The 21100-nt window shown below is 65.9% G+C and carries 24 protein-coding genes; 16 read left to right on the plus strand and 8 right to left on the minus strand.

Annotated features, from left to right (window positions below):
• Nucleotides 1–2: 2 nt before the first annotated feature.
• From VK792_RS14820 to VK792_RS14835, 4 genes are all read right to left on the minus strand, one after another.
• Complete coding sequence (locus VK792_RS14820) at nucleotides 3–1265, minus strand: cytosine deaminase (RefSeq protein WP_326298422.1); 1263 nt, start codon at nucleotides 1263–1265, stop codon at nucleotides 3–5.
• Nucleotides 1265–2131: an ABC transporter permease gene (locus VK792_RS14825; protein ID WP_326298424.1), complete on the minus strand. Its 867-nt coding sequence runs from the start codon at nucleotides 2129–2131 to the stop codon at nucleotides 1265–1267. Before VK792_RS14825 ends, VK792_RS14820 begins: the two co-directional genes overlap by 1 nt.
• Entirely contained in the window at nucleotides 2128–2829 is a 702-nt protein-coding gene (locus tag VK792_RS14830; protein ID WP_326298477.1) for an ABC transporter ATP-binding protein, read from the minus strand. Before VK792_RS14830 ends, VK792_RS14825 begins: the two co-directional genes overlap by 4 nt.
• A gap of 110 nt (nucleotides 2830–2939) precedes the next feature.
• The gene (locus VK792_RS14835; RefSeq protein ID WP_326298426.1) at nucleotides 2940–3941 is read right to left on the minus strand and encodes an ABC transporter substrate-binding protein; all 1002 of its coding nucleotides are present in this window, start codon (nucleotides 3939–3941) and stop codon (nucleotides 2940–2942) included.
• 248 nt (nucleotides 3942–4189) lie between these two features.
• Between VK792_RS14835 and VK792_RS14840 the strand changes: the two genes are divergently transcribed.
• Both VK792_RS14840 and VK792_RS14845 read left to right on the plus strand, forming a co-directional pair.
• On the plus strand, nucleotides 4190–4579 hold the full coding sequence (locus VK792_RS14840; protein WP_326298428.1) for a RidA family protein: 390 nt from the start codon (nucleotides 4190–4192) through the stop codon (nucleotides 4577–4579).
• A 6-nt stretch (nucleotides 4580–4585) separates the two neighbouring features.
• Nucleotides 4586–6433 carry a bifunctional metallophosphatase/5'-nucleotidase gene (locus VK792_RS14845; protein ID WP_326298430.1) on the plus strand — a complete coding sequence of 616 codons (1848 nt, stop codon included), beginning with the start codon at nucleotides 4586–4588 and terminating at the stop codon, nucleotides 6431–6433.
• A 1-nt stretch (nucleotide 6434) separates the two neighbouring features.
• Here the strand turns inward: VK792_RS14845 and VK792_RS14850 are convergent, their stop codons facing one another.
• Nucleotides 6435–6692, minus strand: coding sequence for a hypothetical protein (locus tag VK792_RS14850; protein ID WP_326298432.1), 258 nt, complete (start codon nucleotides 6690–6692; stop codon nucleotides 6435–6437).
• A gap of 277 nt (nucleotides 6693–6969) precedes the next feature.
• Between VK792_RS14850 and phnC the strand changes: the two genes are divergently transcribed.
• The 5 genes from phnC (at nucleotide 6970) to VK792_RS14875 (ending at nucleotide 11705) form a co-directional block, all read left to right on the plus strand.
• Entirely contained in the window at nucleotides 6970–7779 is an 810-nt protein-coding gene (phnC, locus tag VK792_RS14855; protein ID WP_326298434.1) for a phosphonate ABC transporter ATP-binding protein, read from the plus strand.
• Between the two features lie 52 nt (nucleotides 7780–7831).
• A complete protein-coding gene (gene phnD, locus VK792_RS14860; RefSeq protein WP_326298436.1) occupies nucleotides 7832–8737 on the plus strand; it encodes a phosphonate ABC transporter substrate-binding protein in 906 nt (301 codons plus the stop codon).
• Nucleotides 8738–8869: 132 nt separating this feature from the next.
• On the plus strand, nucleotides 8870–9742 hold the full coding sequence (phnE, locus tag VK792_RS14865; protein ID WP_326298438.1) for a phosphonate ABC transporter, permease protein PhnE: 873 nt from the start codon (nucleotides 8870–8872) through the stop codon (nucleotides 9740–9742).
• Nucleotides 9739–11058: a phosphonate ABC transporter, permease protein PhnE gene (phnE, locus tag VK792_RS14870; RefSeq protein WP_326298439.1), complete on the plus strand. Its 1320-nt coding sequence runs from the start codon at nucleotides 9739–9741 to the stop codon at nucleotides 11056–11058. The genes phnE (VK792_RS14865) and phnE (VK792_RS14870) overlap by 4 nt, the downstream gene beginning before the upstream one ends.
• Nucleotides 11058–11705, plus strand: a complete 648-nt coding sequence (locus tag VK792_RS14875; RefSeq protein WP_326298441.1) for an LbetaH domain-containing protein — start codon at nucleotides 11058–11060, stop codon at nucleotides 11703–11705. The genes phnE (VK792_RS14870) and VK792_RS14875 overlap by 1 nt, the downstream gene beginning before the upstream one ends.
• Before the next feature lie 13 nt (nucleotides 11706–11718).
• Here VK792_RS14875 and phnF read toward each other — a convergent pair whose 3' ends face one another.
• Nucleotides 11719–12429 carry a phosphonate metabolism transcriptional regulator PhnF gene (gene phnF / locus VK792_RS14880; RefSeq protein ID WP_326298442.1) on the minus strand — a complete coding sequence of 237 codons (711 nt, stop codon included), beginning with the start codon at nucleotides 12427–12429 and terminating at the stop codon, nucleotides 11719–11721.
• 82 nt (nucleotides 12430–12511) lie between these two features.
• Here phnF and phnG point away from each other — a divergent pair, with 82 nt between their 5' ends.
• The 8 genes from phnG to phnN all read left to right on the plus strand — a co-directional run bounded on the left by phnG (nucleotide 12512) and on the right by phnN (nucleotide 18133).
• Nucleotides 12512–12967 (plus strand): phosphonate C-P lyase system protein PhnG, encoded by a 456-nt coding sequence (phnG, locus tag VK792_RS14885; RefSeq protein WP_326298444.1) that lies wholly within the window; start codon nucleotides 12512–12514, stop codon nucleotides 12965–12967.
• Complete coding sequence (phnH, locus tag VK792_RS14890) at nucleotides 12967–13545, plus strand: phosphonate C-P lyase system protein PhnH (RefSeq protein WP_326298446.1); 579 nt, start codon at nucleotides 12967–12969, stop codon at nucleotides 13543–13545. The genes phnG and phnH overlap by 1 nt, the downstream gene beginning before the upstream one ends.
• Nucleotides 13545–14633 (plus strand): carbon-phosphorus lyase complex subunit, encoded by a 1089-nt coding sequence (locus VK792_RS14895; RefSeq protein WP_326298448.1) that lies wholly within the window; start codon nucleotides 13545–13547, stop codon nucleotides 14631–14633. The genes phnH and VK792_RS14895 overlap by 1 nt, the downstream gene beginning before the upstream one ends.
• Nucleotides 14634–14797: 164 nt before the next feature.
• A complete protein-coding gene (locus tag VK792_RS14900; protein WP_326298450.1) occupies nucleotides 14798–15145 on the plus strand; it encodes an endonuclease domain-containing protein in 348 nt (115 codons plus the stop codon).
• Complete coding sequence (locus VK792_RS14905) at nucleotides 15142–15999, plus strand: alpha-D-ribose 1-methylphosphonate 5-phosphate C-P-lyase PhnJ (protein WP_326298452.1); 858 nt, start codon at nucleotides 15142–15144, stop codon at nucleotides 15997–15999. The genes VK792_RS14900 and VK792_RS14905 overlap by 4 nt, the downstream gene beginning before the upstream one ends.
• Nucleotides 15996–16850 (plus strand): phosphonate C-P lyase system protein PhnK, encoded by an 855-nt coding sequence (gene phnK / locus VK792_RS14910; RefSeq protein ID WP_326298453.1) that lies wholly within the window; start codon nucleotides 15996–15998, stop codon nucleotides 16848–16850. Before VK792_RS14905 ends, phnK begins: the two co-directional genes overlap by 4 nt.
• Before the next feature lie 60 nt (nucleotides 16851–16910).
• Nucleotides 16911–17594, plus strand: coding sequence for a phosphonate C-P lyase system protein PhnL (gene phnL / locus VK792_RS14915; protein ID WP_326298479.1), 684 nt, complete (start codon nucleotides 16911–16913; stop codon nucleotides 17592–17594).
• Entirely contained in the window at nucleotides 17591–18133 is a 543-nt protein-coding gene (phnN, locus tag VK792_RS14920; protein ID WP_326298455.1) for a phosphonate metabolism protein/1,5-bisphosphokinase (PRPP-forming) PhnN, read from the plus strand. The genes phnL and phnN overlap by 4 nt, the downstream gene beginning before the upstream one ends.
• On the opposite strand, the gene VK792_RS14925 is transcribed toward phnN, so the two are convergent.
• On the minus strand, nucleotides 18115–18840 hold the full coding sequence (locus tag VK792_RS14925; RefSeq protein WP_326298457.1) for a DUF1045 domain-containing protein: 726 nt from the start codon (nucleotides 18838–18840) through the stop codon (nucleotides 18115–18117). The two genes, phnN and VK792_RS14925, sit on opposite strands and share 19 nt — an antisense overlap.
• Between VK792_RS14925 and VK792_RS14930 the strand changes: the two genes are divergently transcribed.
• Nucleotides 18839–19981, plus strand: coding sequence for an alpha-D-ribose 1-methylphosphonate 5-triphosphate diphosphatase (locus VK792_RS14930; protein WP_326298458.1), 1143 nt, complete (start codon nucleotides 18839–18841; stop codon nucleotides 19979–19981). The two genes, VK792_RS14925 and VK792_RS14930, sit on opposite strands and share 2 nt — an antisense overlap.
• A gap of 70 nt (nucleotides 19982–20051) precedes the next feature.
• Here the strand turns inward: VK792_RS14930 and VK792_RS14935 are convergent, their stop codons facing one another.
• Nucleotides 20052–21089, minus strand: coding sequence for a TRAP transporter substrate-binding protein (locus tag VK792_RS14935; protein ID WP_326298460.1), 1038 nt, complete (start codon nucleotides 21087–21089; stop codon nucleotides 20052–20054).
• Nucleotides 21090–21100: the final 11 nt, after the last annotated feature.

Here is a 21100-nt window from a genome sequence, read left to right on the forward strand (position 1 = left end):
GGTCAGCTCATCAAGGGGTCGAGTTCGGAAAAATCGGGCAGCGTGCGGTCGATCTGTTGACCACCCCGGATCACGATGCGATCCGATTGCGGGCGGGCGAACAGTTCGGTCCAGCTGCGGGCGCGGCAGATCACCAGATCGGCGGGCGCACCGGGGGCCAGCGACGGCAGGTCAAAGCCGCAGGCTTTTGCCGGGTTGGTCAGGAAGGCCCGGGGCCAGTCGGTGGCGGAATGGTCCAGGTGGGCGATGCGGGTCGCTTCGCGCATCACCTCGATCATATCAAGGTCCCCGTAGGCATAGAACGGGTCGCGGGTGTTGTCGGACGCAAAGCTGACGTTGATCCCGCGCGCGCGCATCTCATGCACCAGGGTCACGCCCCGCATCCGCGGCGTGCGCCCGGCGTGGCGGTCTTGCAGGTACATGTTGCACATCGGCAGGCTGACCACGTTGATCCCGGCCCTGGCCACAAGGTCCAGCGTGCGCATCGCCTCGGCCTCGTCCTGGGCGGAGAGCGAACAGCAATGGCCCACGGTCAGCGGTGCGTCGAACCCGGTTTCCAGCACGATTTCCGCGATGGTGCGCAGCGTGTCGACGGACGGATCCAGCGTTTCGTCGACATGCATGTCGGTCTGCAACCCGTGCTGGCTCGCGATGTCGAAAAAGGTCAACAGGTGGTCCCGCAGGTTCGGCACCGGATAGGTGACCGTGCCCAGCACCCCGCCGCTTTCGGCGACGATCCGCGCGGTGTTGGGGAAAAACGTGTCCGTCCCGACATTGTCGATGGCAACCAGGCAGGACCCCTGCAAGGCAATCCGCCCGGCCCACTCTGCCCGCAATTCGCGGAACACCGGAAAGCTGATCGCATCCTGCGGCGGCAGGCTGTCAAGATGGGTGCGGATCGCACTGGTGCCATGGGCATAGGCGGTGCGCAGCGCGAAATCCATCCGCGCGCGCACGTCTTCGGCCGACCAGTTGGCCATGCGGTCGGCGCCGACGGTGGCCAGCGCCCCGGGGAAGGTGCCATCGGGGTTGGGCGCCCGCGCCCAGATGTGGCCCTTATCCAGATGGGTGTGCATGTCGGTGAAGGTGGGCAGGATAATCGCCCCGCCCATGTCCACCACCCTGCCTTCGGGCCCGTCGGTGATCAGCCCGCCGTCCAGCGTCAGGTCCACTGCGATCAGATCGCCGTCCTGCACCAACAGGCAGGCGGGCGTTTTCAGGTTGCGAAGGGTTACGCGGCCGCTGGGCAGAGCGCGAAAATCCATCAAACCTCCCGTTTCAATGCGCTTTCGTGCCACTTGCGCAGCAGCAGGTGGCTGAGGATGGACAGGCTCATGAAGATGACCACCCCGGCCCCCGCGATCAGCAGCAGCGCCGCGAACATGCGCGGGATGTTCAGCCGGTAACCGGCTTCCAGAATGGTGAAGGCAAGCCCCGAGCCGACACCACCTGTGCCTGCAACGTATTCCGCCACGACCGACCCGATCAGGGCAAGCCCGCCGGCAATGCGCAGCCCGCCCAGGAAATACGGCAAGGCCGACGGCAGTTGCAGGAACCGCAGCCGCTGCCAGCGCGTCGCGCCGTAGATCTTGAACAGGTCGCGCAGGTTGTGATCGGCCGAATTCAGCCCCAGCGTGGTGTTCGACAGGATCGGGAAGAACGCCACGATCCAGGCGCAGATCAGCAGACCGGCGGTCTTGCTGTCGACATAGATGAAGATCAACGGCGCGATCGACACGATGGGCGTCACCTGCAGGATCACCGCGTAGGGGTAGAACGACATCTCGATGAATTTCGACTGGGTGAACAGCACCGCCAGCCCCACCCCGCCCAGCACCGCGACGCCAAGCGCCAGGACGGTGGTCTGCAGCGTGATCAGCAGGGCGTTGAACAGCAGCACCCAGTCCTTGATCAGGGTCTGCGCCACCAGGCCGGGGCGCGGCAACAGGTAATGCGGGATGTTGTTGACCACGCAGATCCGGTCCCAGGCATAGATCGTCAGCGCCACCACGATCAGCGGCAGCAGCCAGCGCCCGATCCGTTCGTTGCGGCGCGCCCGTGCGCGGGCGGCCTCTTCCTCGTCCATCACCAGGTCTTCGGCGGTGACCTGCGCCTCGGTGTCGGTGCTCATGCGTGTTCTCCCATCGCGGCATGCAGGGCTTCGGTCGCCTGGCTGCAATACCGCGCATATTCGGGGGTGGTGCGGAAATCGTCGGTCCGGGGATAGGCCGCATCCACCGTCAGTTCACGGATCACGCGGCCCGGACGCGCGGCCATGACGACGATGCGGTTTGACAGGAACACGCTTTCGAACACCGAATGGGTGACGAAAACGATGGTCGCGCCGGTCTTGGCCCGCAGCTGCAGCAGGTCGTCGTTCAGCTTGTGCCGGGTGATTTCATCCAGCGCGGCAAAGGGTTCGTCCATCAGGATCAGGCGCGGATGGGTGGCGATGGCGCGGGCGATCGACACCCGCATCTTCATCCCGCCCGACAATTCGCGCGGATAGGCGTTCAGGAAATTCTCCAGCCCCACCAGCGACAGCGCCTCGCGGATGTCGTCCTTGACCGCGTTATAGCTTTTCCCGCGCAGGCGCAGCGGCAGCCAGACGTTCTGCGCCACCGTGGCCCAGGGCATCAGCGTGGGTTCCTGGAACACCACGCCCAGGTCGCCCGCCCCCTGCCCGCCATGCCAGGCGATCCGGCCCGAGGTGGCGTGGCTGAGCCCGGCAATCAGGCGCAGCGCGGTGGACTTGCCACAGCCCGACGGGCCCAGCAACGACACGAAATCGCCGCGCCGGATGTCCAGCGACATGCCTTTCAGCGCCATCAGGTTGCCATTGAAGACCTTGGTCACGTTCTGCAGCGACAGAACCGTGTCCGAACCGGTCTGCGCGGCGGAAGGATCCGCCGCGCCCGTTTCTTGCGTCGTCACAAGGGTTACTCGCCCAGCAGCTTCTTCTTGACCGGGATCGCCGCGCCGGTGTTGGCGTAATCCAGCGAATAGACCTTGGACAGGTCCAGCCCCGCGGCCACGACACCGGCGGCGACCATCTTGTCATAGAAGCTGGTGATCGTTGCCTCGGTCATGGCGCCGATGCCGTATTCCAGCGCGTCGCCGCTGTCGACGATGCCATAGTCGCGCATCATCACGATGGAATAGTCGATCTGCTCCTGGCTCATTTCCGGGTTCTGTTCGCGGATCAGCGCGTTGCCCAGGGTCGGATCGCCGTAAAGGTAGTTCGCCCAACCGATGGCAGAGCCTTCGACAAAGCACTTCACCACCTCGGGCTTGGTGTCCAGCGTGTCCTGCATGACCTCGACCAGCGTGGCATAGGTGTTGAAGCCCTCGTCCGCGATCACCCAGATATCGGGTTTGAAGCCGCCTTCCCGCTCGATCGCGAAGGGTTCCGAGGTGATATAGCCCTGCTGGCCCGAATCCGGGTCGGCGATGAACGGGCCGGGGTTGAAGGTATAGGGCACGCGCGCTTCGGGTTTGAAGCCGAATTCGGTGATCATCCACTGGTAGTAGGATTGATAGCCATTATCGCCGATGAACAGCTTCGGCAGCGTTGTCAGTTCTTCGAAGCTGGCCACCTTGCCGGGATGGGTCAGAATGACCTGCGGTTCCTTCTGGAAATGCGCCGCCACGACCTTCAACGGGATGCCCTGTTCGACCGCGTTGAACGGCAACAGCAGATTGCCCGACATGTTGAAATCAAGCTTGCCGGCCATCAGCAGGGCGCGGTTGTTCACTTGCGGGCCGCCGGGAACGATGGTCACCTTCAGGCCACAGGCCTCGTATGTGCCGTCGGCGGCGGCCTGATAATAGCCGCCATGTTCGGCTTCGGGCACCCAGTTGGTACCAAAGCTCACCTCTTCCAGCGCAAGCGCGGGAGAGGCGGCAAGAAAGACAGATGCAGTCAGTACGGCGCGGTTCATGAATGGGCTCCCCATGGGTCATCAGATGACCAAACGGTAAAAACCCAAACTGAACCTGCGCGCGATTCGACGCTGCGGCGGGTCTGGCAAAGGCTGAATGCCCGTTTTTTCGCCATTAATTCCGGCATTCGCCCAATCCTGCGCCAACAAAATCGTGCGCCCGGGAAAGCCCTTGGCCCGATGCCCGGGCGCGGCCAAGATCGTGCAAAGCCCGTTTGCCAGCCACCAAACCCCGGAAAGTCAAACAAATGCGCAGCCTCACGCCCGCCTCGATCCGCCCGCCTTTCGCCCGTTATGCACACGGGATCGAAGCGCCCGCCGGGGCGCGGCTGGTGGTGACCTCGGGGCAGTTGGGGATCACGCCCGACGATCAAATCCCAGACGACCCGCAAGACCAGGCGGCAATCTGCTTTGGCAATATCACCGCCATCCTGGCAGAGGCCGGGATGGGCCCCGCCGACGTGATCCGCATCAACGCCTTCGTCACCGACCGGGCGCATATGGCAGGTTACATGGCCGCCCGCGATGCCTGGCTGGCCGATGTGGCGCAGCCGCCCGCCTCGACGCTGGTGATCGTGTCGGGGTTCACCCGGCCCGAATTCAAAGTCGAGGTCGAAGTGACCGCCGCCGCGGTCTGACCAGCGATGCCGGACCGTGACCTGACCCGCGTCATCGCCCTGACCCCCGATGGCCCCGGCGCGCGGATCCGGCGGATCGCCGCCAATCCGGACGGGTCTGCCCGGAACTTGTACGGTCTGGACGGGGATTTCACCGCCGGGCCAGTGACACGGGTCTTTGCCACCACACCCGACGATATCCCGCCGGCCCGCCCCCCTGCCCGGCGTCTGCGCGTTTTCCATGTCAACGACATGCACACTCATATCTGCGATCTGGCGGGCGACGCGCCCCCGGTGCAGCGGCTGGCGCAGATGGTCGAACGTGTCAACGCCGCCCGCAGCGCGGCCGCCCCGGACGAAGCCGTGCTGTTCCTGTCGGCGGGCGACGATCACACCGGCACCGTACTGGACGAACTGGTCGGCTGGACCGCAAGCGACTTCACGCTCGACCCCGGCTATCGCGCGCTGTCGGCCGCCGGGCTGGACGTGGCGGCCATCGGCAACCACGAATTCGACCGCGGGGCTGCGCAACTGACGCTGGGGCTGCGCGACGCGGCCTTTCCGCTGCTCAGCGCCAATGTGCATTCCTCGGCGCACCTGATCCCCGGCCAGCACTATTTCCCGGCCCTGATCGCAGAGGTGAACGGGCTGCGCGTCGGCATCATCGGGCTGACCACGCGGGTGGAAACCCGGGTCGGCCAGGCATCGGACCCGACGTTGCAGGTGGCCAGCCCGGTTGCCGCGCTGACCAACATCCTGCCGCTGGTCGACCAACTGGCGGATGTGGTGATCGTCCTGTCGCATTGCGGCTATGGCGATGGCAGCCACCTGTCGGGCAAGGCCGCCGTCGCCCGCGATATCGGAGAGGCCGATTTTGCCCTGGCCGAAACGGCGGGCCGGCTGGCCAGCAAACCCACCGTCATCATCGGCGCCCACACCCATACCCGGCTGAACGAACACGGGCTGGACCCGCAGAACATCCGCCACGGCATCCCGATCACGCAGGCCGAGGCCAACGGCAAGTTCCTGGGCGAGATCGGCATCGACACGGCGACCGGCCGCATCACCGCGCGCCTGCACGCCATCCCGGACGATCCGACGCTGGGCGACAAGACCTTTGCAGACACCCACATCGCCCCGATCATCGCCCAGGTGACCCGCCGGATGCAGGACGTGATCGGCACCGCGGTCGGACAGGACCTGACATGGCAGGCCAACCGCCGCGACCGCTATTGCCGGGAATGCGCGCTGGCCAATTTCATGAACGACGCGCTGGTGTCCGAACTTGCCGCCTGCGACGAGAACAGGGCCGAGCTTGCCTTTCTGAACGGTGGCAGCATCCTGTCGGGTCTATCGCCCGGCCCGGTCAGTTTTGGCCAGTGGTTCGACGTGATGCCCTATTCCGACGAGGTCTTCATCGTCGAGGCCAGCGGCGCAGACCTGTACGCAATCCTGCAATCGAACGCGCGACGCCTGCTGCGCGCCGAGGAAATCGGCCAGACCGACCTTGGCGGTTTTGTCGCGCGCGGGTTCCTGCACACGTCAGGCGCGCTGCGCTATCGCATCGCCCCGGGGGCTACGGCGGCAGAGGCGCGGGCGACCGATATCACCTTGTTCGGCCAACCGATCGCGGTGCAGCTGGACCGGCGGCTCCCCATCGCCATGACGACCTATCTTGCGCTGGGCAGTTTCGGCGAACGCTGGACCGGCGATCCCCTGTCGGGCGGCATTCCCGGCGATCTTCCCGGATACGACCTGCGGAAACTGCCGCGACGGAACACCGGGCTGATTTATCGCAACCTGCTGGTGGACCACATCCGCAGACATGGCCGGATCGCCGCGCGATGCGACGGCAGGCTGACACTCGACGGCTAGGTCAGGCCGGATCGGGCAAAGTCAGCGCTTCCCAGCCCTCGCCCATGGCGACAACGCAGGACCGACCGTTGGCATAGCTTTGCACCATCGTCCAGTCGCCGGTGCGCGGCACGATCCAGACCTCCAACACCGAATCCGGCCCGCGCATGCCGCGCCCCTGCAATTCCGCCCCCATGCGCATCTGCAACTGGCTTTTGATCCGGTCATGTGCATCGCAATAGACGTCCGAGATGTCCGCGACGGCGGGACCTGTGGCCAAAGCAGCGGAAAAACAGAGGGCAGGAAACGCTTTCATGGGGTCAGAGTAGCGCAGATTCGCCCGCCTGTAACACTTTTATGACATTTCGGATAAAAATGTCCCGCCACTGCCGACGCTTGCGGGCGTGCGTCCGAACCTGTCACCCAGCACAACCAACGGGCACGCGCCGAACACTGTCACAGAACCTTTGCGAAGCTGTCACCAAACAGACTCGCAACCGTCACGAAACTGATGCTCCCGGCCAATAGCACCGCCGCAGAAATCCTGGGGGTGACTGATGCTGCGCATTGAACAACTGACCAAACGTTTTGGTGACAAGAAGGCCGTTGATACGGCCACGTTCACCATCGACCAACCGGCCATGGTTGGCATCATCGGGCGGTCGGGCGCAGGCAAATCCACGCTGTTGCGGATGATCAACCGCCTGGCGGATGCGTCCGAAGGCCGGATCGTGTTCGACGGGCAGGACGTGACACAGCTCAAAGGCGCGGAAAAGCGCCAGTGGCAGTCGCGCTGCGCGATGATCTTTCAGCAATTCAATCTGGTGCCCCGCATGGACGTGGTGTCGAACGTGCTGCACGGCACGCTCAACCGCCGCTCGACCCTGGCCACCATGTTCAACCTGTTCCCGCAGGACGACATTCACAAGGCGATCGAGATCCTCGACCGTCTGGGCATCGCCGAACAGGCCCCGAAACGGGCCGAGGCGCTGTCGGGCGGCCAGCAGCAGCGCGTGGCGATTGCACGCGCCCTGATGCAGGACCCGGCGATGATTCTGGCGGACGAGCCCATCGCCAGCCTCGACCCGATGAACGCCCAGATCGTGATGGACGCCCTGCGCCGCATCCACGAAGAAGACGGGCGCATGGTTGTTGCCAACCTGCACACGCTCGACACCGCGCGGCGCTATTGCGACCGGGTGATCGGGATGCGCGATGGGTGCATCGTCTTTGACGGCACCCCCGAACAACTGACCACGGGCGTTGCCCGCGACATCTATGGCGCCGGTGCGGAATTTTCCGAAGCCGCCACCTCGACCGCCATCGAAACCCTGGACCGGACCCGGACCGCCTTCGTGCCGGCCTGATCCAGCAACCCTCCGCAAGTCTTGCGGGCCATCTTCATCGACGGAGAAACTGATGAAAAAGACCCTCGCATTCGTCCTGGCCACCACCGCTCTGGTGAGCGTGGCCCAGGCACAGGAAATCACCGAATTCCGTATCGGCATCCTTGGCGGCGAAAACGCCCAGGACCGTCTGAACAGCTACCAGTGCCTGGCCGACTATACCAAGGAAGCCCTGGGCCTAGAGGTGAAGCTGTTCGCCCCCGCCGACTATAACGGCGTGATCCAGGGCCTGCTGGGCGGCACGCTCGACATGGCCTGGCTGGGCGCGTCGTCCTATGCCGCCACCTATCTGCAAGACCCCGAGGCCGTCGTGCCGGTGCTGGTCAAGCAGAACATGGACGGCTCGATCGGCTATCACTCGATCGGTTTTGCCCGCAAGGACAGCGGCATCACCGCGCTGTCGGACGTCAAGGGCAAGGTGTTCGGCTTCGGCGACCCGAACTCGACCTCGGGCTACCTGATCCCGTCGATCGAGATCCCGGCGCTGACCGGCCATTCGATGGAGTCGGGCGACTATTTCGGCGAGGTCAAGTTCACCGGCGGCCACGAACAGACCATCGTCGCGGTCTACAACGGCGACATCGACGCCGGCGTGACCTGGGCCGACGGCCAGGGCAACTGGGAAGACGGCTACAACTCGGGCGCGCTGCGCAAGGCCGTCGACGCGGGCCTGATCGACATGAACGACCTGGTCGAAATCTGGAAATCCAAGGTCATCCCCGAAGGCCCCGTCGTTCTGCGCAAGGCCCTGCCGGCGGACGTTCAGGCAACCATGACCGCGCTGGTCGAAGGCCTGCATGCCAAGGATCCGGACTGCACCTATGGTGTCGCCGCAGGCGAAACCCTGGGCTTCATCCCGGTCACGCATGAAACCTATGAATCCGTGATCGGCGCCCGCAAGGCCAAGATCGGCGGCTGATCCCGCACCGAACCGCGCCCCGTCCCGACCGGAGGGGGCAAATTCTTCCGGCCGCCCTCCCGCGCCGCTCCCTCTCCCCCGTCTTGGGGGAGAGGGCCGGGGTGAGGGGGCGGCCGTCATCTGGATTTCCCTATGACCGACACCTCCCTTTCCGGCCCGCAAAGCGTGGACGCCATCCAGTCCAGCTATATGGCGCAGGTCCAGCGCCGTCGTCTTTACGGTGGCATGACCCTGCTGATTTTCGCGCTGCTGATGGTGTCGGGCTTCATGGTCGCCGACGACCGCAACGCCGGCGGGTTCTGGGACGGGCTGCACCGGATCGGCGACTATCCCGCCGATGTGCTGAGCGAGGCCTGGGAAAAGCTGTATGATCTTCCGGCGCTGGTGTTGAAATACCTGCCCGCGCTGGTCGAAACGATCAACATCGCCGCCGCCTCGACCCTGATCGGGGCCGCGGCCGGGTTGGTGCTGTCGCTGCTGTCGACGCGCGGCCTGGCGCGCTGGCCGCGCCTGATCCCGCTGTTCCGCCGGCTGATGGACGTGATGCGCGCGGTCCCGGAAATCGTCATCGCGCTGATGCTGATCTTCGTTCTGGGTGGCGGGCCGGTGCCCGCGATGATCGCGATTTCCCTGCACACGGCCGGGGCCTTGGGCAAGCTGTTTTCCGAGGTTGCCGAAAACGCCGATCTGAAACCGGTGGAGGGCCTGTCCTCGACTGGCGCGACCTGGACCCAGAAGATGTGGCTGGGCGTGCTGCCGCAAGTGGCGCCGAACTACCTCAGCTATGCGCTGCTGCGGTTCGAAATCAACATCCGCGCCTCGGCCATCCTGGGCTTCGTCGGCGCCGGGGGCCTTGGCTACGAATTGCGCAACGCCATGGCCTGGGGGCCGGGCCGGTTCGACGAGGCGGCGGCAATCTTCATCCTGCTGTTCGGCACGATCGTCCTGTTCGACCAGGTCTCCAGCCGCTATCGCAACAAGCTGACCGAAGGACACACCGCATGAGCACCGCCGAACTGAGCCTTGCCAAGTCCGGTGCCGACCGGCTGTTTTCCCGCAAGAAACGTGTGGCCTTTGCCCTGCCCGCGCTGATCCTTGTCTATTTCTTCTATATTTTCTTCGCCTTCGACATTCCCGGCCTCGCGCAACGCGCCAACTGGAACAACGCGGTCACGCTGGCGTCCGACAGCTGGTCCTACAAGGTCCATGTCACCCGCGACAACCGCTCGGGCCAGATCGCCTATGCCGTCGAGGGCGAGCGCAAGGGCGCCTACCCCGAGGGCCTGCGCCCCGATTGGGTCAGTGGCGACGCGGTGGTCTCGGTCGATCTGGGCAAGGGTCATATCGTCACCCTGCTGCCGGACAACGTGACCGAAGTCGTCGTGCCCGGCTTCGGCACCATCGACGCGCGGGTCGACGGCCGCACCGTCACCACCAACCTGGGTGACGACCTGCCGGACTGGATCAACGCCTCGTCGCGCCGGGTCGCGATCACCACGCCCGAAGGGCGCGTGACCATCACCGGCACCAAGACCGAGATCTTCAACTATTTCCCGGGGTGGGAGCTGTTCTTCTTCACCTTCGACAGCCCCTATCTTGGCCAGTCCCTGACCGCGATCCTGTTCGGGGACAGGATCGACCCGACCCGCAGCAACATCGTGGGCGCGTGGCACGATTTCTGGAACAATGCCATGTGGCGGCACAAGGACGTGGCCTGGGCGATTGGTGAAACGATCCTGATGGCGTTCCTGGGCACCATGGGCGCGGCGATGATTGCCTTGCCGCTGGCCTTCATGGCGGCGAAACGGTTTGCCCCGGTGATGGCGCTGCGCTTTGCCATGCGCCGCCTGTTCGACTTTGTCCGAGGCGTCGACGCGCTGATCTGGACCGTGGTGCTGGCCCGCGCCTTTGGCCCCGGTCCACTGACCGGCGCGCTGGCGATCCTGGTCACCGACACCGGCACCTTTGGCAAGATCTTCTCGGAAGCGCTGGAAAACGTGGATGAAAAGCAAATCGAGGGCGTCAGTTCCACCGGCGCGAAACCGTTGCAACGCTATCGGTTCGGGGTGATCCCGCAGGTGGTGCCGGTGCTGCTGTCCCAGGTGCTGTATTTCCTGGAATCCAACACCCGCAGCGCCACGATTATCGGTGCGATCACCGGCGGCGGCATCGGTCTGATGCTGACGCAGGCGATGCAGACCCAGAAGGACTGGGAAGAGGTCGCCTATTACATTATCCTCGTGATCCTGATGGTAATGATGATGGACTGGGCCTCGGGCAAACTGCGCGGTCGCCTGATCGGCAAGAAGGACGGGCAGTGATGGCTCGGCTTGGGCCAGAGGTGGTGATCGACGTCGATTGCCAGATTGTCGACAGCACCTTTGGCGCCTATTGCGCCGTCGGGCGGGGCAGCCGGATCCAGCATTCCTGCTTTGGCGACTATGCCTATTGCGACCGCAATGCCGATATCGCCAATACCAGCGTCGGCAAGTTCGCCAACATCGCCAGCGCGACCCGGATCGGGGCCACCGATCACCCGCTGGACACCGCCGCCTGCCATCACTTCCTCTATCGCTCGGACGACTATTGGGACGATGCCACGCGGGACGACGCGTTCTTTGCCCATCGCCAGTCGCGCCGGGCCTTTATCGGCAATGACACCTGGATCGGTCACGGTGCAATGATCAAGCCAGAGGTGACACTCGGGCACGGTGCGGTTGTCGCCTCGGGAGCCATCGTAACAAAGGACGTGGCTCCCTACACCATCGTTGCGGGCACCCCGGCCAAGGTGTTGCGCCTGCGGCAGCCGGCGCGGATCGCGGACCGACTGATCGCGCTGGCGTGGTGGGACTGGTCGCATGATGCGCTGCGACAGGCCCTGCCGGATTTCCGCAGCCTGAGCGCCGAGGCATTCCTGGAAAAGTACGAAGGCGTCGCGGCCGACCCTGGCGAAGAAATCTCGGCCTGAGCGCGGCGCGTGCCTAGTCCTCCAGCGTCAGGGTCAGACGGTCCCCGGCCCACCACGTCCGGCCGTATTCCACCGGCACACCATCGGGATCGACGTTCAGCGCCGTGGTCTTCAGCAACGGCGCGCCTTCCTGCACCTGCAATCGCACCGCCTGCGTCGCACTGGCCACGACGGCGGTGATCCGGGTCGAGGCGCGGGTGTAATCCGCCACCCCGGCCGACTGCAGCGCCTGGGTCACGCCCTGCCCCTTGGCCAAGGCGTCCTGCAGCCCCGGCAGGCGATCCAGCGGATAGAGCGATTCCGACAGGCCCAGCGGCTGGCCATCCGCCGTCGACAGCCCATGACTGACCAGCACCCGGTCTCCGGTGGCGATGTGCAGCACCGTCGCCTCTCCACCGGTTGCGGCCCGTACCTCAAGTCCCAACCCCTCGCGCCCCGGCAAACGCCCGGCGCGGCGCAGGTTTTCGGTGAACCGGACCCGCCGGCCAATGGGATAGTCGGTGGGTCTTGCCGCGACAAAGGCCCCCGATCCGCGCCGCGTCCGCACCACCCCGTCCGCGACCAACCCCGCCAGCGCGTGCCGCACCGTGTGGCGGTTTACGCCGAACCGGTCCGCCAGCGCCGCCTCGGTCGGCAGCTTGTCACCGGGGGCATAGCGCCCCTCGGCGAGATCCTCTTTCAGCTCCCGCGCGATGGCGGCCCAAAGCGGCGTCTTGTTACCCAAAATTCACAAATCCCGACTCGCGCCCCAAAGGCGTTTCTGACATAATGTGTATAGTTGTATAGTATCCGGAAAAGTTGTCGAGATGAAAGACACGACAGACCCGAATGAGGCCCGCAAGGCATGGATGGGCCTGATGGCCAAGGCCCCGGCAGGGCGCGTCGCCGCCCTGCTGGATGCTGCCATGGCACGCCCCGGCTTCGACTGGCTGCGCGCACCCGAAGTGGGCAGCGTCATGGTCCGGGGGCGCGCGGGGGGCACCGGCGCGCCGTTCAACCTGGGGGAAATGACCGTGACCCGCTGCGCCTTGCGGCTGATCACAGGCGAGGTCGGCCACGCCTATATCCAGGGCCGCAGCAAACCCTGCGCCGAGGCCGCGGCGCTGGTCGATGCGCTGATGCAGACCGACCACGCGGGGCGGCTGCGCGCAGCCGTGCTGGACCCGCTGCACGCCGAACAGGAAACCGCCAAGGCGACCCGCGCCGCCAAGGCCGCGGCGACCAAGGTCGATTTCTTCACCATGGTACGGGGAGAGGACTGATGCAAAACGATGCCCTCGACGGCGGCTTCGCCACACCGGCCATCGACGCCGCGCACGCCTTTCGCGCGGTGATGACCGCCATGGCACAACCGGGCACGATCACGGCCGTTTCCGGGGCAAGGCCGCCCGCCCCGCTCTCGCCCGCCGCCGGTGCCGTGCTGCTGACGCTCTGCGACGCCGAAACACCGGTGCACCTGGCCGGCGACGTCGATTGCGCAGCTGTCCGGACCTGGCTGGCCTTCCACACCGGCGCGCCGGTCGTGGGCCCCGCAGACTGCACGTTTGCGGTGGGGGACTGGGCGGCGCTGTTGCCGCTGACCGCGTATCCCGTCGGCACGCCCGAGTATCCCGACCGCTCTGCCACGCTGATCGTCGCGCTGTCAGAGCTTTCCAACACCGGCCCGATCCTGCGCGGCCCCGGCATCAAGGACAGCGCCACGCTGTCCCTGCCTGACATAACGCCGTTCCGGCAGAACGCCGCGTGCTTCCCGCTGGGGCTGGATTTCATCCTGACCTGCGGCGACAGGCTCGCCGCCCTGCCCCGCAGCACGCGGGTCACCGAAGCGGAGGACGCCTGATGTATGTCGCTGTCAAAGGTGGCGAACGCGCCATCAACAATGCCCATGCCTGGCTGGCCGAGGAACGCCGCGGCGACACCTCTGTCACCGAGCTGTCCATCGCCCAGATCCGCGAACAGCTGGCACTGGCCGTCAACCGGGTCATGGCCGAAGGGTCGTTGTTCGATCCCGACCTGGCCGCGCTGGCGATCAAGCAGGCACGCGGCGACCTGATCGAGGCGATCTTCCTGATCCGCGCCTATCGCACCACGCTGCCGCGCTTTGGTCATTCCAACCCGGTCGACACCGCCGAAATGGCCTGCGACCGGCGTATTTCAGCCACGTTCAAGGACCTTCCGGGCGGGCAGGTTCTGGGACCGACGTTCGACTATACCCACCGCCTTCTGGATTTCAAACTCGCGGCAGAGGGTGCGCCCGAGGCGGCGCCGGAACGGGACCCCACGCCCGGACCGGTGCCGCATGTCGCCGAATTCCTGAACCGCGAAGGGCTGATCGAGGACGCCCCGCGCGACGACACGCCCCCGCCCGACCTGACGCGCGAGCCGCTGTCTTTGCCCGCCGACCGTGCCTTGCGCCTGCAGGCGCTGGCCCGCGCCGACGAAGGGTTCACCCTGTCGATGGCCTATTCCACCCAGCGCGGCTATGGCCGGACGCATGCCTTCGTGGGCGAGCTGCGGATCGGAACGGTGCCGGTGGAACTGGAAATCCCCGAACTGGGCTTTGCCATCGAGATCGGCGAGATCGTGGTCACCGAATGCGAGACGGTGAACCAGTTCAAGGGCTCCAAAACCGAGCCGCCACAGTTCACCCGGGGCTATGGCCTTGTCTTTGGCCAGACCGAACGCAAAGCGATCTCGATGTCGCTGGTCGACCGCGCGCTGCGCTGGGAGGAGTTGGGCGAGGAATTCACCGGTGCCCCGGCCCAGGACGCGGAATTCGTCCTTTACCACGCCGACAACATCCAGGCGACGGGGTTCCTGGAACACATCAAGCTGCCCCATTATGTCGACTTCCAGTCGGAACTGGAACTGGTGCGCAAGCTGCGCCGCGAGGCGGCGGCAGAGGCGTTGCCGGAGGCGGCGGAATGAACGGGACATATCTCCCCTCCCTGACCCTCCCCCGGATCGGGGAACGGAACGTGTTGCGCAGGATGGTTAAGCAGGGATTAACTCCTGGCCTTTCAGTCTCCGGAGATTGCCACAAGGCATCCCCTCCCCCCGGCGGGGGGAGGGTCAGGGAGGGGGAAACAACCATGGCCCGCTTTCGCGACGGCATCCAGACCGCCCGGGAACGCGCCCTGCGCAACGCTATGACCGATGCTGAAAAATGCCTCTGGCACCAGCTGCGCGCCCATCGTTTCCTGGGCCTTTCCGTTCGCCGACAGGCCCCCATCGGCCCCTATATCGTCGATTTCCTGATCCCGGCGCAAAAGCTGGTGATCGAGGCAGACGGCGCGCAATACCCCGAAAACGCCAACGACACTCCCCGCGACGCCTATCTTGCCTCCCGGGGCTACCGCGTCCTGCGGTTCTGCAAAAACGATATCCTGTGCAACCTGCCCGCCGTCCTGCAGCGCATCGCAGAAGAGATCCGACCATGACCGATGACGCCTACAACTTCGCCTATCTCGACGAACAGACCAAGCGGATGATCCGCCGCGCGATCCTGAAAGGGCTGGCCATTCCCGGCTACCAGGTGCCCTTTGCCAGCCGCGAAATGCCCATGCCCTACGGCTGGGGCACCGGCGGCGTGCAGGTGTCGGCGGCCGTCCTGACCCCCGAGGACCGGTTCAAGGTCATCGACCAGGGCGCCGACGACACCACCAACGCGGTCTCGATCCGGTCGTTCTTCGAACGCACCGCCGGGGTGGCGACAACCACGAAGACGACTGAGGCAACGGTGATCCAGACCCGCCACCGCATCCCCGAAACCGATCTGGCCGAGGGACAGATCCTTGTCTACCAGGTGCCGATCCCGGAACCGCTGCGGTTTCTCGAACCGCGCGAGACCGAAACGCGCAAGATGCACAGCCTGGAAGACTACGGGCTGATGCACGTCAAGCTTTACGAGGACATCAGCCGCCACGGCCATATCGCGACCTCTTACGCCTATCCGGTGATGGTCGAGGGGCGCTATGTGATGGACCCGTCGCCGATCCCGAAATTCGACAACCCGAAACTGTCGGGCACTGCCGCGATCCAGTTGTTTGGCGCGGGGCGCGAGCAGCGCATCTATGCGCTGCCCCCCCACACGCAAGTGGTCAGCCTCGATTTCGAGGATCACCCGTTCGACCCGTCGAAAGCGCCGCATCCCTGCGGGCTGTGCGGGGCCGAGGACAGCTATCTTGACGAGGTCATCGTGGACGACGCGGGCGGCCGGATGTTCGTCTGTTCCGATACCGATTATTGCGAGGCCCGGCAGGCGCAGGGCTTTCGCGGAAAGGATGCCGCATGACGCACCCCTCCCATCACACCGCGCAGCCGGCGCCGTCGCCGCAGGGTTGGCGCGCGGCCGGCCCCCTGCACGAAAGCGACCCGCGCCCGCTGCTGTCTGTGCAGGACCTGTCGAAGACCTATGGCGCGCATATCGGCTGCGCCGGGGTGTCCTTTGACCTGTACCCCGGCGAGGTCATGGGCATCGTGGGCGAATCCGGCTCGGGCAAGTCCACCCTGCTGAACTGCATGGCAGGGCACCTTGTGCCGGATACCGGACAGGTGATTTTCGATACCCGGGCCGATGGCCCGCGCGACACGGTTGCGATGTCCGAACCGGAACGACGGATGCTGGGCCGCACCGACTGGGCCTTTGTCCATCAGCATGCCCGCGACGGGCTGCGGATGGGGGTCAGCGCCGGCGGCAACGTGGGCGAACGGCTGATGGCCGTGGGGGCCCGCAACTATGGGAGAATCCGTGCCACGGCCGAGGACTGGCTGAGCCGGGTCGAGATCGACCCCGGCCGCATCGACGACGCGCCGCGCACCTTTTCCGGCGGCATGCAGCAACGCCTGCAGATCGCGCGCAACCTGGTGACCGGGCCACGGCTGGTGTTCATGGACGAACCCACCGGGGGGCTGGACGTCTCGGTGCAGGCGCGGCTGCTGGACCTGTTGCGCGGGCTGGTGCGGGACATGGGGCTGTCGGCGATCATCGTGACCCATGACCTTGCGGTGGTGCGGCTGCTGGCGGACAGGCTGATGGTGATGAAATCGGGCCGGGTGGTCGAACAGGGGCTGACCGACCAGGTGCTGGACGACCCGCAGCACGGCTATACCCAGTTGCTGGTGTCCAGCGTGTTGCAGGTTTGAGCCGTGGCCGTGGGGGGCTGTCTGCCCCCCACACCCCCCGAGGATATTTGGAGCAAGATGATGATCGAGATCGAGGATCTGTCGAAAACCTTTACCCTGCACAACCAGGGTGGCGCGGTGATCCGGGTGATGGAGGGGGCGCATCTGCGCGTGTCGCCGGGTACGTGCGTGGCGCTGACCGGGGCCTCGGGCGCGGGCAAATCCACGTTGATGCGCATGATCTATGGCAATTACCTGGCCGAGCGCGGGTCGATCCGGGTGGCCGGCGTCGACGTGGCCCGCGCCGCCCCGCGCGAGATCATCCGGCTCAGGCGCGAGACGCTGGGCTATGTCAGCCAGTTCCTGCGGGTGGTGCCGCGGGTGCCGACGCTGGACGTGGTGGCGGAGCCGCTGCGGGCGGTGGGCGTCGAGGCCGGGGCGGCGCGCGCGCGGGCGGCGGAGCTCTTGACGCAACTGAACATTCCCGAAACGCTGTGGTCGCTGTCGCCGACGACCTTTTCAGGCGGCGAACAGCAGCGGGTGAACATCGCGCGCGGCTTTGCCCATCCCTACCCGGTGCTGTTGCTGGATGAGCCGACGGCGTCGCTGGATGCGAAAAACCGCGAGGTGGTGCTGTCGCTGATCGAGGCGGCGAAGGCACGCGGCGCGGCCATCGTGGGGATTTTCCACGACGCGGCGGCGCGGGACCGGGTGTGCGACCGTACGGTCGACGTCACCGGTTTCACCCCGGGGTGCGCAGCATGAACGGGCGTCTGATCGCGGTGGTCGGGCCATCGGGTGTGGGCAAGGACAGCGTGATGGCCGGCATTGCGGCGGCAGCGCCGGGTATCCGGCCGGTTCGACGGGTCATCACCCGCCCGCGCGAGATGGGCGGCGAAATCCATATCGCCGCCAGCGAAATGGAATTTGCGCGGCTGCGCGACGCCGGCGGATTCTGCCTGCATTGGGACGCGCATGGGCTGTCTTACGGCATTCCGGTCAAGGTGCTGCGCAGCGTTCAGGACGGCGCCGAGCGAATGGTCAACCTGTCGCGCGCGGTACTGCCGGAAGCGCAGGCGCTGTTCCCGGCGTTGACGGTGCTGCACGTCACCGCGCGGCCCGAAACGCTGGCGCTGCGGCTGGCCGGGCGCGGACGGGAAAGCGCCGAGGAGATCGCGCGCCGGCTGGACCGGGCGGGCCATGGCCTGCCTGCCGGCATCGCGGCGCTGGACCTGCCCAACGACGGCCCGCTGGACGACACCGTCGCGCGGGCGCTGCGCCTGCTTCAGCCGGAAAGGGTGTAGCGGTGGATCAGTTCGAACCGCGTGTCGGCGCGTTCGCCCAGCAGGCAGACGCTGTCCAGCCGGAAAGGCCGGGGCAGCGGCGGCAGATGGGCGTTGAGGTGGGTTTCGACCGCCGCCAGCCGGTCGGCGGGAAGCCGTCCCGACAGGGTCATGTGAAAGCGGAACTGGTCGTGCACGTAGGGATAGCCCCACCGTGTCAGATGGGCCTCTTGCGCGGGGGACAGGCGGGATTTGCGGCGACGCTCCAGCTCTGCCTCGGTCGGGGGGGCGCGGAACCGGTCGAGCCCGGTGACGCAGGCGCTGGCAACGCGGCCGATCTCGGACGCATCGCCCAGCGGTGTCAGCGCAAGGAAACTGCCCAGACGGGTCAGGGCAAGGCCGTCGGCCTGTGCCGGCGCGGTGTGCGCCGCCAGATCGGCCACGGCGGCGGCAAGGGCCTTGGCGCCCTGCCCCGGCGTCAGCCGGAACGGCGGTTTCAGCGTCGCGTGGAAACCGTATTTGCGGGGTGTCATCGTGATGTCATCCCAGTCGGGCAGAGCATAGGGCTTGCATACCTGCGCGGCCTGCGCATCCCAGCCCAGCCACTTTGCCCCGAAATCGGCCAAGGGGCCGGGTTCAGGCAGGAAGTACAAAGCATAACGGGAATAGTCTGACATGAACTCTCCGATTTCTTCGGCCTCTTTGCACCCGGTTGACGACAGTTTCATGTCAGGGACAACCTGCCTTGCCAATGCCCGTCTGGTGTTCAGCGACCGGGTCAGCCCCGGCTGGATCGTGTTGCAGGACGGGCTGATCGCAGAGATCGGCGAGGGCACCGCGGTGCCCGCCGGCGCGATCGACTGCGCGGGCGATCACATCACGCCCGGACTGATCGAGCTGCACACCGACAACCTGGAACGCCATATGGAGCCCCGCCCCGAGGTGACGTGGCCGCATCTGTCGGCGATCCTGGCCCATGATGGCGAACTGGCCTCGACCGGGATCACCACCGTGTTCGACGCGCTGCGCGTGGGCTCGATCCACACCGGCAAGGGCAAGTATGAAAAATACGCCCGCGCGGTGGCGTCGGAAATCCTGCAGGTGCGCGACAGCGGCGCGCTGCGGATCAGCCATTTCCTGCACCTGCGGGCGGAGATCTGTTCCGAAACGCTGCTCGAGGAACTGGCGGAATTCGGCCCCGAGGACCGCGTCGGCATCGTCAGCCTGATGGATCACACGCCGGGGCAGCGGCAGTTCCGCGACATTTCCAAGCTCAAGGTCTATGCCACCAAGAAACGCGGGATGACCGATGCGGAATTTGCAGACCACGTCAGCCACCTGACCGGGCTGCAACAGAAATTCGGCGCGCGGCACGAGACCGGCGCGGTGACCGAAGCAAAACGGCTGGGCGCGGTGCTGGCCAGCCATGACGACACCACCGCCGAACAGGTCGTCACCTCGCATCGCAACGGGGTTGGCTTTGCGGAATTTCCGACCACGGTCGAGGCCGCAGAGGCCTGCCGCGAACAGGGCATCGCGATCATGATGGGCGCGCCCAACATCATCCGGGGCGGGTCGCATTCCGGCAATGTCTCGGCGCTGGCGCTGGCAGAGTTCGACCTTCTGGACATCATTTCTTCGGATTACGTGCCCTCGGCGCTGCTGATGTCGGCGTTCCGGCTGGCAGAGCTGTGGGGCGACCTGCCCCGCGCGATCCGCACCGTGACCGAAACACCCGCCCGCGTCACCGGCCTGGCCGACCGCGGCCGGCTGGAGGTCGGGCTGCGCGCAGATGTGCTGCGGGTGGGTCAGATCGGCGGCACTCCGGTGCTGCGCGGCGTCTGGAGCCGCGGGCGGCAGGTGGGCTGACCCGCCTTGCAGAGATCGAAAACGCGCGCCGCGGGACCACCGCGGCGCGCGTCACTTGTGTGATCCAGGCTCAGCCGCCGTGCTTGGCGATCAGCGCCTTCGCGGTTTCGATCAGCGCCGCACCGTCGATGCCCTTGCTTTCCATGTCCGCGACCCAACGGCCGATCACCGGCTGGGCCGCGGCCTTGAACCGGGCGACTTCCTCGGGCGGCAGCTGGATGATGTTGTTGCCTGCCGCCACCGCGATATCGCGGCCCGGCTTGTCATAGTCATACATCACCTGCGCGGCGAAAGTTGCCAGCTTCTGCCCCGATTCCGCGTCGATCGCGGCGCGGATATCGTCGGGCAGGCTTTCGTACTTGGCCTTGTTCATCACCATGACGATGGTCGCGGTATACAGCGCCTCATCGCCGGTGATCTCGGTGTGGTTGTCGACCAGTTCGGTCAGCTTGATCGAGGGCGTCACCTCCCACGGGATCACGGTGCCGTCGACCACACCCTTGGACAGCGCCTCGGGGATGGCGGGCAGCGGCATGCCGACGGGGGTCGCGCCCAGCTCGTTCAGCATGTCAGAGATGATCCGGGTCGGGCCGCGCACCTTCAGACCCTCGAGGTCTGCCAGCTTTTCGACTGGACGCGAGGCATGGATCACGCCCGGGCCGTGAACCCAGGCCCCCAGCACTTTCACATCCTTGAACTCGTTGTTTTGCAGATCGGTTTCGACAAGTTCCTGAAACGCCTGCGATGTGGCGACCGGGTCGGTCATCATGAACGGCAGTTCAAACACCTCGGTCCGCGGGAAACGGCCGGGTGTATAGCCCACAACGGTCATGATGATATCCGCCACGCCATCAATCGCCTGATCCATCAGCCCCGGCGGCGTGCCGCCCAGCGCCATGGCGTCGAAATGCTGAATCTTCAACTTGCCGCCGGTGGCCTCTTCGACCTTGGTGGCCCAGGGTTTCAGGATGTGCTTGGGCACCGTGGCGGGCGGCGGCAAGAACTGGTGCAGCCGCAGCGTCACCTCTTGCGCCGCAGCGATGGTACCGGATGTGCCCAGTGCCAGTGCAGCGGCCGCCATTGTATGCAGAAGACTGCGTCGTTTCATTGGTTTTCCTC

It is taken from the genome of Mesobacterium hydrothermale, assembly GCF_035818635.1.
GTDB classification, from domain to species: domain Bacteria; phylum Pseudomonadota; class Alphaproteobacteria; order Rhodobacterales; family Rhodobacteraceae; genus Mesobacterium_A; species Mesobacterium_A hydrothermale.

What these genes read in the sequence shown, in the direction of transcription:
- VK792_RS14820 (WP_326298422.1), bottom strand. Translation starts at nt 1,265, where the DNA reads ATGGATTTTCGCGCTCTGCCCAGCGGCCGCGTAACCCTTCGCAACCTG.
- VK792_RS14825 (WP_326298424.1), bottom strand. Translation starts at nt 2,131, where the DNA reads ATGAGCACCGACACCGAGGCGCAGGTCACCGCCGAAGACCTGGTGATG.
- VK792_RS14830 (WP_326298477.1), bottom strand. Translation starts at nt 2,829, where the DNA reads ATGGCGCTGAAAGGCATGTCGCTGGACATCCGGCGCGGCGATTTCGTG.
- VK792_RS14835 (WP_326298426.1), bottom strand. Translation starts at nt 3,941, where the DNA reads ATGAACCGCGCCGTACTGACTGCATCTGTCTTTCTTGCCGCCTCTCCC.
- VK792_RS14840 (WP_326298428.1), top strand. Translation starts at nt 4,190, where the DNA reads ATGCGCAGCCTCACGCCCGCCTCGATCCGCCCGCCTTTCGCCCGTTAT.
- VK792_RS14845 (WP_326298430.1), top strand. Translation starts at nt 4,586, where the DNA reads ATGCCGGACCGTGACCTGACCCGCGTCATCGCCCTGACCCCCGATGGC.
- phnC (WP_326298434.1), top strand. Translation starts at nt 6,970, where the DNA reads ATGCTGCGCATTGAACAACTGACCAAACGTTTTGGTGACAAGAAGGCC.
- phnD (WP_326298436.1), top strand. Translation starts at nt 7,832, where the DNA reads ATGAAAAAGACCCTCGCATTCGTCCTGGCCACCACCGCTCTGGTGAGC.
- phnE (WP_326298438.1), top strand. Translation starts at nt 8,870, where the DNA reads ATGACCGACACCTCCCTTTCCGGCCCGCAAAGCGTGGACGCCATCCAG.
- phnE (WP_326298439.1), top strand. Translation starts at nt 9,739, where the DNA reads ATGAGCACCGCCGAACTGAGCCTTGCCAAGTCCGGTGCCGACCGGCTG.
- VK792_RS14875 (WP_326298441.1), top strand. Translation starts at nt 11,058, where the DNA reads ATGGCTCGGCTTGGGCCAGAGGTGGTGATCGACGTCGATTGCCAGATT.
- phnG (WP_326298444.1), top strand. Translation starts at nt 12,512, where the DNA reads ATGAAAGACACGACAGACCCGAATGAGGCCCGCAAGGCATGGATGGGC.
- phnH (WP_326298446.1), top strand. Translation starts at nt 12,967, where the DNA reads ATGCAAAACGATGCCCTCGACGGCGGCTTCGCCACACCGGCCATCGAC.
- VK792_RS14895 (WP_326298448.1), top strand. Translation starts at nt 13,545, where the DNA reads ATGTATGTCGCTGTCAAAGGTGGCGAACGCGCCATCAACAATGCCCAT.
- VK792_RS14900 (WP_326298450.1), top strand. Translation starts at nt 14,798, where the DNA reads ATGGCCCGCTTTCGCGACGGCATCCAGACCGCCCGGGAACGCGCCCTG.
- VK792_RS14905 (WP_326298452.1), top strand. Translation starts at nt 15,142, where the DNA reads ATGACCGATGACGCCTACAACTTCGCCTATCTCGACGAACAGACCAAG.
- phnK (WP_326298453.1), top strand. Translation starts at nt 15,996, where the DNA reads ATGACGCACCCCTCCCATCACACCGCGCAGCCGGCGCCGTCGCCGCAG.
- phnL (WP_326298479.1), top strand. Translation starts at nt 16,911, where the DNA reads ATGATCGAGATCGAGGATCTGTCGAAAACCTTTACCCTGCACAACCAG.
- phnN (WP_326298455.1), top strand. Translation starts at nt 17,591, where the DNA reads ATGAACGGGCGTCTGATCGCGGTGGTCGGGCCATCGGGTGTGGGCAAG.
- VK792_RS14930 (WP_326298458.1), top strand. Translation starts at nt 18,839, where the DNA reads ATGTCAGGGACAACCTGCCTTGCCAATGCCCGTCTGGTGTTCAGCGAC.
- VK792_RS14925 (WP_326298457.1), bottom strand. Translation starts at nt 18,840, where the DNA reads ATGAAACTGTCGTCAACCGGGTGCAAAGAGGCCGAAGAAATCGGAGAG.
- VK792_RS14935 (WP_326298460.1), bottom strand. Translation starts at nt 21,089, where the DNA reads ATGAAACGACGCAGTCTTCTGCATACAATGGCGGCCGCTGCACTGGCA.